The sequence below is a fragment of the Bradyrhizobium sp. CCBAU 45394 genome (assembly GCF_028128655.1).
Lineage (GTDB): Bacteria > Pseudomonadota > Alphaproteobacteria > Rhizobiales > Xanthobacteraceae > Bradyrhizobium > Bradyrhizobium diazoefficiens.
The window spans coordinates 22,323-31,862 of record NZ_LBIX01000141.1 but is presented as its reverse complement, the minus strand read 5'-3'; the positions used below and the strand labels follow the sequence as shown (position 1 = coordinate 31,862).

At 63.4% G+C, this 9,540-nt stretch carries 9 protein-coding genes and 3 pseudogenes; 9 read left to right on the top strand and 3 right to left on the bottom strand.

All coding sequences use genetic code 11. From position 1 onward, the window contains the following. A pseudogene (locus WN73_RS44635) lies at positions 1-237 on the bottom strand (IS110 family transposase); the annotation flags it as partial. A 26-nt stretch (positions 238-263) separates the two neighbouring features. Here WN73_RS44635 and WN73_RS14220 point away from each other — a divergent pair. The 3 genes and pseudogenes from WN73_RS14220 to WN73_RS14210 form a co-directional block, all read left to right on the top strand. Continuing rightward, positions 264-635 carry a transposase gene (locus tag WN73_RS14220; RefSeq protein ID WP_271553349.1) on the top strand — a complete coding sequence of 124 codons (372 nt, stop codon included), beginning with the start codon at positions 264-266 and terminating at the stop codon, positions 633-635. 893 nt (positions 636-1,528) lie between these two features. Continuing rightward, positions 1,529-2,764: a DUF418 domain-containing protein gene (locus WN73_RS14215; RefSeq protein WP_271553346.1), complete on the top strand. Its 1,236-nt coding sequence runs from the start codon at positions 1,529-1,531 to the stop codon at positions 2,762-2,764. An 899-nt stretch (positions 2,765-3,663) separates the two neighbouring features. Continuing rightward, a pseudogene (locus WN73_RS14210) lies at positions 3,664-3,949 on the top strand (transposase); the annotation flags it as partial. Positions 3,950-4,150: 201 nt separating this feature from the next. Here the strand turns inward: WN73_RS14210 and WN73_RS14205 are convergent. Next, positions 4,151-4,360: a helix-turn-helix transcriptional regulator gene (locus tag WN73_RS14205; RefSeq protein ID WP_271553351.1), complete on the bottom strand. Its 210-nt coding sequence runs from the start codon at positions 4,358-4,360 to the stop codon at positions 4,151-4,153. Then, the gene (locus tag WN73_RS14200; protein ID WP_271553352.1) at positions 4,272-5,006 is read right to left on the bottom strand and encodes a TnsA endonuclease N-terminal domain-containing protein; all 735 of its coding nucleotides are present in this window, start codon (positions 5,004-5,006) and stop codon (positions 4,272-4,274) included. Before WN73_RS14200 ends, WN73_RS14205 begins: the two co-directional genes overlap by 89 nt. Positions 5,007-5,360: 354 nt before the next feature. On the opposite strand from WN73_RS14200, the gene WN73_RS14195 reads away from it, so the two are divergent. From WN73_RS14195 to WN73_RS14170, 6 genes and pseudogenes are all read left to right on the top strand, one after another. Further along, positions 5,361-5,624: a DUF2285 domain-containing protein gene (locus WN73_RS14195; RefSeq protein WP_271553344.1), complete on the top strand. Its 264-nt coding sequence runs from the start codon at positions 5,361-5,363 to the stop codon at positions 5,622-5,624. Between the two features lie 115 nt (positions 5,625-5,739). After that, entirely contained in the window at positions 5,740-5,949 is a 210-nt protein-coding gene (locus tag WN73_RS14190) for a transcriptional regulator domain-containing protein (protein WP_164940691.1), read from the top strand. A gap of 61 nt (positions 5,950-6,010) precedes the next feature. Beyond that, on the top strand, positions 6,011-6,526 hold the full coding sequence (locus WN73_RS14185) for a DUF2285 domain-containing protein (protein WP_271553341.1): 516 nt from the start codon (positions 6,011-6,013) through the stop codon (positions 6,524-6,526). A 200-nt stretch (positions 6,527-6,726) separates the two neighbouring features. Then, positions 6,727-6,978 carry a helix-turn-helix transcriptional regulator gene (locus tag WN73_RS14180; RefSeq protein WP_271553340.1) on the top strand — a complete coding sequence of 84 codons (252 nt, stop codon included), beginning with the start codon at positions 6,727-6,729 and terminating at the stop codon, positions 6,976-6,978. Between the two features lie 12 nt (positions 6,979-6,990). Then, positions 6,991-7,464 (top strand): annotated as a pseudogene (locus WN73_RS14175) (replication initiator protein A); the annotation flags it as partial. A gap of 90 nt (positions 7,465-7,554) precedes the next feature. Beyond that, a complete protein-coding gene (locus WN73_RS14170; RefSeq protein ID WP_271553339.1) occupies positions 7,555-9,537 on the top strand; it encodes a conjugal transfer protein TraG in 1,983 nt (660 codons plus the stop codon). Positions 9,538-9,540: the final 3 nt, after the last annotated feature.

Sequence of the window (9,540 nt, the reverse complement as noted above, 5' to 3'; positions counted from 1 at the left end):
GCGCGTCCCGCACCAATTGGCGTCCGACTTCGGCGGCGTGGAGGCGATGCCGCGCCAGGCTTCCAGCATCGGCAGCACGATAGATGCAAGTCTGTCCTGGTCGGCAAGAAGGCTCCGCACATTCTTCTCGAAGGTGCTTCCCTTTCCGGCGGGAACGAGCAGACCGAAGGTCTTCATGACGCCGCGGATCTGGTTGGAAAGCTCGGTAGTGATTCGGACCAGCCGCGTCCGCCCGGATGTGCCTTGCTGCTCTTGGCAGTCAATTGCGCGCGCTGAAGGCCCAGATCCTGGAGTTCGACCGTGCCGATCCTAAAGCCTTCCGATCCGGGCGAGACTTCTCGGCCTGGGTTGGTCTCGTGCCAAAGCAGAGCTCGAGCGGGGGCAAAGACAGGCTTGGCAGCATCAGCAAGCAGGGCGATCGCTATTTGCGTAGCCTGTTCACGGCTGGCGCGCTCGCCGTAATCCGCTACGCCAAGATCCATGGCACCGATCATCGGCCATGGCTCACGCGATTGTTGGCCCGCCGGCCCACCAAGGTCGCGGCCATCGCGCTTGCCAACAAGCTCGCCAGAATGGCCTGGGCGATGATGGCGAGGAACGAACGCTACCAGGAGCCGGCCGCGCTGGCGGCCTAAACGAGATCGCGCCGACATCGCCGGCGTGACGTAACGGTTGGGAGGGCGAACAGCACGTAATGCAGTGCCGGTCGATCCGGCGATCAGGACACCCCACTCGAATGCGTGCTTTTGACCGGGACCTGATCCGCGGAGGGCATTATGGCCAGCGGTCATTGGTACCGCGCAAACAGGCCGAACACATGGCTGCTCCGACCAATCCTACGACGTGAAGATTCTCCTTGCCACCCGGAGCCGTCCACACATGGCCCGTGGCAGACTTTCGCGTAGGGGGCGGTAATGTCCGCTGTCGAGTGACAAGCGAAGGTTCAGGCGGGTAACGAGGCAGCTAGTTCAGACATAACACCTCGCCACGCCGCTGCGGTTGTGACTATGCAAGTTGCACAAGATGAACATCATCAAGAGTCCCGGCGATCAAGCGTTCCGCCAAGTATGCGACGCAAATCCCAGAATAGTTGGCAGTGTGATGCTCCCACATTAGTTCGTTGTCGTTTGTGTCGCTAAAGCAACAAATTCCAATTTTGGGCTTGCTGCGGAGAACACCCTTAGTCCACCCCGCGGTGTCGATAAACTTCGGAACGTCTGGTTGGAAGAATCCTTCCATCGGATCGTTTCAAACGCCGAAATTCGGACAATGCTCCGTATTCGCAGAGATTTCGCGTTTGATGGTCTCGTCTGCTATCGAACGGTACCGAAACAACACCCGCGGCAATACCGGGAGATCAAGTTGAGCCATTGGAGCAATTTCGGCTAATCCAAGTTCATGTTTATTTCCTCGCGCGTTGGCAGTGAATCAATTTGTCACGGTTCGAGTCAGCCCCCCAATTCAGGTAGTTTGATGCGGCACGAGGCGGGATTCTAAATCTCTCCATCGGAAATCGGGGAGTCCTGCAATGACCGGCGGAAGCATCGGCTCGCGCCCCGCGCCAACGGCGAGTGACGCGCCTCCAAAGCCTATGACCCCGTCGGAACGGCTCGACGCGATTGACGTGCTGCGGGGCTTGGCCCTGTTCGGCGTGCTCGCCATGAACATCGTGACCGCATTTCGGGTCTCCATCTTCGCGCCGTTCTTGCCGAACTCGGGGTCGCTCGACTGGGCGGTCCAGGCTGTGCTGACGGTCGCCGTCGGCTCCAAGGCGGTTGCGCTGTTCTCGCTGCTGTTCGGCGTCGGCCTCGCCATCCAATTCGAGCGGCTTGGCGGCAATCCACAGCGCATGATCTTGCTCGTGCGCAGGCTGGTGGTGTTGCTGGCGATTGGCCTGGTGCATCGCTATTTGATCTGGGACGGCGACATTCTGGTCGAATATGCGCTGGCCGGCCTCGTGGTGCTGCCCTTCCTCGGCGGCGCGCGGTGGCTCATAGCGGGTGCAGCCCTGCTGCTCCTGGGGCTCGACACGACCATGCTGCTGCTGTTACCGTTGATCGTGCCGCTGCCGGGTGCAGCCGAGATGGCCGCTCTTGCCGCGGACGCCACACGTGCCTACGGCACGGGTGGATTTTTCGATGTGCTCGCGTTCCGGATCCGCGAGGTGACGGTGATTTTTCCGCTGCAGATCATGTTCTTTCCTCATACTGTCGCGGTGTTCCTGGTCGGCGCCTTCGCGTGGCGCAGCGGGGTTTTGCATCGGGCTTCGGCGAACCGGCGCCTGCTGTTCGTCGTCGCAACCTCTGGCATTCTTCTCGGCGGCGGATTGAGTCTCGCGGCAGCAGGACATGAGCTCTTCGATTGGCCGTCGCTCGGGCGCGCGCATTTTCCGGTAGAACAGCTGGGGGCGGTCGTGTTAGCTCTCGGTTATGCGGCCGCAGTCATCGCGGCTGTGAACCTCGCGGGCGGGCGGAGGATGCTGGGCTGGGCCGCACCGCTTGGCCGCATGGCGCTCACCAACTATCTGGCGCAATCTGTGATCTGCGGCTGGATCTTTTACGGCTATGGTCTATGCCAATTTGGCCGCCTCGGGGTGGCCGCGACACTGGCGATCGGCATTTTCTTGTATGGCGCACAGGTGGTGTTCAGCGCGTGGTGGCTGCGCCGCTATCGATTCGGTCCTCTCGAGTGGCTCTGGCGCTCGTGCATGTATGGGCTACCGCAGCCGATGCGGGCAAAGGTCAATTTAGCCATCTGCGCGTGACTATAGCGGATTGATGCGTGCCAAGCTGCGTTCTGCTTCAAGCGGACGCCGCCCCGGCGGGTAGGGCTGGTTTTGAGACATTAAGACATTGCTGCTCCTCCGCCGCTGTTGGGGCGTAAGCGGACGTCAGGCGGCCAGCCGCTAAATGAGTACGCCGCCTTCTGTAATGGGCCCGATGATGTCAGCCCCCGAGTGAACGTCACGCCGCCGAGCTCATGCTTCTGTCCGTGGTCAGCGCCTGGCCGCCACATCATGCTGTCAGAGGGCACGGTGAGCCTATATAGATAACGCGTGGTTCGTCGGATGACGACCGCTGGTCGTGTAACGGCTTCACCGGATCCGCCGGATATCGTCTAGAACCTATCTCAAAATTGAAGATCAGCGTCGATCGGCTATAAAGGAAAGATGATTCGGCTGACGGACGAGCAATGGGAGCGCATCCGGAGACACTTTCCGGAAGAGCACCCCCCCCCCCCCCCCCCCCCCCCCCCCCCCCCCCCCCCCCCCCCCCCCCCCCCCCCCCCCCCCCCCCCCCCCCCCCCCCCCCCCCCCCCCCCCCCCCCCCCCCCCCCCCCCCCCCCCCCCCCCCCCCCCCCCCCCCCCCCCCCCCCCCCCCCCCCCCCCCCCCCCCCCCCCCCCCCCCCCCCCCCCCCCCCCCCCCCCCCCCCCCCCCCCCCCCCCCCCCCCCCCCCCCCCCCCCCCCCCCCCCCCCCCCCCCCCCCCCCCCCCCCCCCCCCCCCCCCCCCCCCCCCCCCCCCCCCCCCCCCCCCCCCCCCCCCCCCCCCCCCCCCCCCCCCCCCCCCCCCCCCCCCCCCCCCCCCCCCCCCCCCCCCCCCCCCCCCCCCCCCCCCCCCCCCCCCCCCCCCCCCCCCCCCCCCTTCTACATGATCGAGGCCAAGCCAGAGAACCTGATCGGCGACCGCGCCTATGACAGCGATGGGCTCGACGATGAACTGCGGTCACAAGGCATCGAGATGATCGCGCCACATCGTTCAAACCGAGTGCGGTCGCTCACCCAGGACGGCCGCAGGCTCCGTCGTTATACTCGGCGTTGGCTGGTCGAAACGCTTCTTCGCCTGGATACAGTGGCGGCGGCGCCTGCTGGTCCGCTGGGAGTTCTATCCGCAAAACTTCCTCGGCTTCGTCCAGCTCGCTTGCCTGCTGATCCTGTTTCGACAATTTTGAGATAGGTTCTAGTGTCGATGTCCGTGGCTTCGCGAACTGGTCCGAGGTTTCGTGAACTCGTCCCAGGTTTCGCGAACTGGCTTGGTTGGCAGAAGTCAGGAATCTGGTGGTGGGTAGGTCCATTTGTGGTTTTGGGGAGCAGCAGGCTTTGAGCCGCGGCAGCGAGAGAAGACCCCGCTCGGGTACACACTTCTCTATTGGTTAGGTGCCCCGCTTCGCACGTGGCGCGCGGGTTCTCTTTTGCAGGAGATCCGCTGCTTCAACCCCCAGTTCACGGGCAAGTCGATCGAGAACATCGATGCTGGCTGCATATTTGCAGCGTTCAATCGAACTGATGTACGTGCGGTCTATATCGGCACGGTGGGCGAGTTCCTCCTGAGACAGGCCTGCAGCCTGTCGGTACTTTATCAAATTCAGCGCCAGTATCTCCCGTATCGCCATGGATACGAGAGAGGTCTATTGAAGAGTATTTCACCACGGAGTATTCTCGACAATCTACGCGGGGGAACGCTCCGGCCGTCACTCGTGACTTGGAGGTAATCGGCATCGTCAAATCGACAATGAGCGCGCCACGTGCGATGAGCCGCGAGACCACCGCAAGGCTTGCCTCACGCGAGATCGGCAGCGCATCGATCAAATCGCCAAAGCTGACCGCACGTGCGCAGGCATGTGCGACCGCCCGTTCGGCCAACACCGTATCGACAGGCGCGCTCCTGAGCGGCAGCAACCGCGTTGCATTATCGAGCTGCCGATATCGAATGCGGCGTTCGGTTGCGATCCTGAGGCGCGCGCCATTGCAATGTGCCCAGTTTCGCGCAGCCGCAAAAGGCCGGCCGAAAGCGGAGCAGCCAGCTCGGAGGTCAGGCCGGCATTTGATCTCGACGATCTCGCAATGGTCGTCGCCCGAGTCGGCGCGAAAGTCCGGTGTGTATCGCCGCCGGCGTCCCTCATGCTGGAAGTGGATTGTTACCGGCTGTGCCGTCACCACCGCGCTCGCGTCCATGAAGCTTGCGAGCGTCACGAAGTCCCGTTCAAGAGCGCTCTCATGCTCGGCCATCCCGGTCGAGAGCTTGGAACCCGGTCACATGCGACCGTCGACTAAGTGGAATGCGGCGCAGTTCGTCCTCCATTCGGAAAACGACTCAGTACGCAATCCTCTCACCTTTTCCCGTCAGTTCACAAACCTGAGACACACCTATGCACGCAAATGATGGTTTGGATTCGATCGCTCGCCGATTCGCGAAACCTCGAACACCGACATCTGGCTTGGGTCGAGTTTGCCACTTCCGGGGAGCGCCGCGATGCGATTTACGCATCACGGCACAAATCGCGTGCGACGGTTTCCCAGCTTGCAAAGTTCCGGGGCTTAGATGAGTTCCAATCGCTGCATCCGTGCCGAGGGGCAATTCCAATGAACGAGGCGCCATTCCAGGACAGCCCGCCAATAACCGATCGCGTCAACGCCTACGACGAGAAACATCTTGCAATTTACGTTAGGTTGTTAATGGCGGAGGAGGAGGGGGCCGACTGGCGTGAGGTGGTCAGCGTGATCTTCGGCCTCGACCCCGCACGCGAACCGGATCGTGCCAAGATCGTCCACGACAGCCATCTCGCCCGTGCGCGATGGATGTCGGAAGCCGGATATCGGGACCTTTTGCTGCCGCGGATGCAGTGAACTTGCGTCCGATCACACAAATTGCGGCCTCGCGTGATGCAGCCTAAGGGTCTAGTTTCTTGTAGCGTCTTTCTGGATTCGTGGTGCGGGGCACAGAACGAAAGACGAGAAGACCATGCCGACCCAGTATTGGCGGGCGCCCGAGACCATTGAACGCCTGAATCGCCTTGAGCGTCCGGGTTTTGCCCTTGAGTTTCTGCGGCGCAACGCCGACTATCGCCGCGATTTCGTCCGTGCTGAACGCCAGATCGCGCGCGAGGGCGCTGATCCCGAAACCATCCGAACCAGTTTCGCACGTCGATGGAGGTTGCGGTGTCGCCCATGACCCCGCCTCTCCGGTTGGGCCCGAACCAGCCATTTGGCTTCCCGAGGCATCACCGGGCACATTGATCCTGACGCCCGCGCCGCCGGACTTCGAGACCGTTCATTCGATTGATCGCAACGCTTTCGGACTGCCGATCGTCGAGCGGACGGATGCTTACGGTCGCGAGCTGGTTGTCACAGACGGCTCGGGTGAGCTCCATGTCCGTTTGGGCGACGAGCGAGCCGCGCGCTGCCCTGCGGTGCTTGTGCCGCTCGACAGTATGGGCGAACTGCGCGCCGACGTGGCGCTACACTTCGCCCGCCACCTTGCTGGCGAACGCACCGGCCTTCTGCCGGCGGCGCTGCGGCTGACGTCGTTTCAGAAACGGCGACTGACACAGCTTCTTCACGCCTTCGACGTTCACGATCTGGGTGGCGGCCCGCGCGACGTGGCAGCGAAGGTGCTCGCGTCCGACCACGCTCACCGTCGTTCGGTCGAGTGGAAGGATTCGCATGCTCGCCGTAAGGCGAACCGCCTCATTCATGATTCGATCGCCCTGGTCGAGCGCGGTTATCTGAAACTTCTACGCGGCCTGTGAGCGGCCCCAATCCTCCAAGCCAGCGTCCCGATGACTTAACCCGCGCCGCTGTTAGCGCCTGGCTTCGCCTGGTTGCGACGATGGGGGGACACAAACGCACGTCAATTTTCGTCCACCCCCAACGCCTGAACTCTCCGCCACTCTGGCCCCGACATGCCGCGATTTGGCCGCGGCGCTTCGAGGCAAGACGGAGAACTCCCATGCTCGACAGGCCCGCGCAACTCGCCACCCGCTACGTGCGCACCCCCGAGGCCGCGCGCCTCCTCGGCATCTCGCCGCGCACGCTGGAGAAGTACCGCTGCCATGGCAATGGCCCGACCTTTCGCAAGCTCGGCGGCCGCGTCGTCTACGCCATCGGCGATCTCGAAGCCTGGGCCGATCAGGCCGCCTGCAATTCAACGTCGGATCCTCGCTATCTCGAGGCCCGCGCTGCCGGCAACGCGCATCGCTGAGGCATCCCGCCCATGTCGTCGCGCCGCCTCATCACGCCCAGCGAGCGAAGCAAGCTCGACCCGTTCGTTGTCGCCACTGGCGACGCCAGTCCGCGCGATCAGCGCGACCTGATGGAGCGGCCATTCTTTTCGCTCGCGAAGGCCAAGCGGACGAGGCCGATCCACTACCAGGCTGGCGACGTGTGTGTCGAAGTCTATGCGGTTCCTGAGCATGGTATGGCGACCATTTGGGATGCCGACGTGCTCATTTGGGCGGCGAGCCAGATTGTCGAGGCCGAGAATCTTGGTCTGGAGACCTCGCGCTTCCTGCGGTTCACACCTTACCAGCTTCTGACCGCAGTCGGCCGGCAAACTGGTGCCCGCGAATACAAGCTCTTGAAGGGCGCACTGACCCGTCTGCAAGCGACCGTGATCCGTACCAGCATCCGGCAGGGCGAGCATTGGCGGCGCCACCAGTTCTCCTGGGTCAACGAATGGGAGGAATGCGCGCGGAGCGTCGACTGGGGTTTTGGGCGCAACCGGGGATTCGGCTTGTGAGCGATCCTTCCAATCACCTACGTCAGGAGAGGGCAGCCCATGTCCGCGACCAAGATTCTCTGGGGGCAGGTCGTCACGGTGTTTGCGATCGTCGTGCTGACGATCTGGGCCGCGACGGAGTGGACAGCCTGGCGGCTTGGCTTCCAGCCGCAACTCGGGCAGCCCTGGTTCGAGCTGCTCCATTTTCCCTTCTATCTCCCGCCGGCCTTCTTCTGGTGGTGGTACGCTTACGATGCCTATGCGCCCTCAATCTTCACCGAGGGCGCCTTCATCGCGGCATCCGGCGGCATCATCGCCGCAGCCGTTGCGACCGGCATGTCAGTCTGGCGCGCCCGCGAGGCAGAGAATGCCGAGACCTATGGCTCCGCGCGATGGGCGGAGGCAAAGGAGATCGAGCAGGCAGGTCTGCTCGGACCAGACGGCGTCGTGCTCGGCCGGTTCGAGCGTGCCTATCTTCGCCATGATGGACCGGAGCATGTCCTGTGCTTCGCTCCCACGAGATCCGGCAAGGGCGTCGGACTTGTCATCCCTTCGCTCTTGACTTGGAAGGGCTCGGCGATCGTTCACGACATCAAGGGCGAGAACTGGCAGCTCACCGCCGGTTTCCGCAGCCACCACGGCCGAGTCCTTCTGTTCGATCCGACCAACGCAAAGTCGTCAGCCTATAACCCGTTGCTCGAGGTCCGCCGCGGCGAGTGGGAGGTGCGCGACGTCCAGAATATAGCCGACATCCTCGTCGATCCAGAGGGCAGCCTCGAGAAGCGGAACCACTGGGAGAAAACCAGTCACGCGCTCCTGGTCGGCGCCATCCTCCATGTCCTCTACGCGGAGGAAGACAAGACGCTCGCTGGCGTCGCAGCCTTTCTGTCCGATCCCAAGCGGCCGATCGAGTCGACGCTTGCCGCGATGATGCGGACGCCGCATCTGGGTGAGGCCGGCGTCCATCCTGTGGTCGCGTCCGCCGCGCGGGAGCTGCTGAACAAGTCCGGCAACGAACGCTCTGGCGTCTTGAGCACCGCGATGTCGTTCCTGGGCCTCTACCGAGACCCCGTGGTGGCGGAGGTGACGCGGCGCTGTGACTGGCGGATCACCGACATCGTCGGGGGAGAGCGAGCGGCCACGCTGTACCTCGTCGTGCCGCCATCGGACATCAACCGCACAAAGCCGTTGATCCGCCTGATCCTCAACCAGATCGGCCGCCGCTTGACCGAGGATCTGCAGGCCAAGGCCGGTCGGCGTCGCCTTCTCCTGATGCTTGACGAATTCCCGGCGCTCGGCCGGCTCGACTTCTTCGAGTCGGCGCTAGCCTTCATGGCGGGTTACGGCATCAAGAGCTTTCTGATCGCCCAGTCGCTGAACCAAATCGAAAAGGCCTACGGGCCCAACAACTCGATCCTCGACAATTGTCACGTCCGGGTCAGCTTTGCGACCAATGACGAGCGGACGGCGAAGCGGGTGTCTGATGCACTCGGTATGGCGACGGAGATGAAAGCGATGAAGAACTATGCCGGTAGCCGGCTCGCGCCTTGGCTGGGGCACCTGATGGTGTCGCGGTCGGAGACCGCCCGTCCGCTGCTGACGCCGGGCGAGATGATGCAACTCCCACCATCCGATGAGATCGTCATGATGTCGGGTCTTCATCCGATTCGGGCCAAGAAAGCGCGCTATTACGAGGACGGGCGCTTCCAGGAGCGCATCCTGGAACCGCCGAGGCTGACCAAGGCCAACGACGGCAGGCTGGACGACTGGAGCTCACGACCGGTGCCGCCGCGCCCAATAGCAGTGCAGGCGCCGACCGACGACCAGACGGATGACGATGACCCCAAGACCGCGGATCGCCGGCGTCATCCGGAACTAGACCAAGAGATGGTGGATAACAAGGAGTCGGTCGACAACGAGTTCGCGTCTGACTTCGCCGACGAGTTCGATGAAGATGCCCCGCGGATCCGGCGCATGAACGACATGATGCAAGGCGTCGCACGCCAAGCCTCGCTCGATCCTGGTGACGATCTCGGACTGTGAGGT

What these genes read in the sequence shown, in the direction of transcription:
- WN73_RS14215 (WP_271553346.1), top strand. Translation starts at nt 1,529, where the DNA reads ATGACCGGCGGAAGCATCGGCTCGCGCCCCGCGCCAACGGCGAGTGAC.
- WN73_RS14200 (WP_271553352.1), bottom strand. Translation starts at nt 5,006, where the DNA reads ATGGCCGAGCATGAGAGCGCTCTTGAACGGGACTTCGTGACGCTCGCA.
- WN73_RS14195 (WP_271553344.1), top strand. Translation starts at nt 5,361, where the DNA reads ATGAACGAGGCGCCATTCCAGGACAGCCCGCCAATAACCGATCGCGTC.
- WN73_RS14190 (WP_164940691.1), top strand. Translation starts at nt 5,740, where the DNA reads ATGCCGACCCAGTATTGGCGGGCGCCCGAGACCATTGAACGCCTGAAT.
- WN73_RS14180 (WP_271553340.1), top strand. Translation starts at nt 6,727, where the DNA reads ATGCTCGACAGGCCCGCGCAACTCGCCACCCGCTACGTGCGCACCCCC.
- WN73_RS14170 (WP_271553339.1), top strand. Translation starts at nt 7,555, where the DNA reads ATGTCCGCGACCAAGATTCTCTGGGGGCAGGTCGTCACGGTGTTTGCG.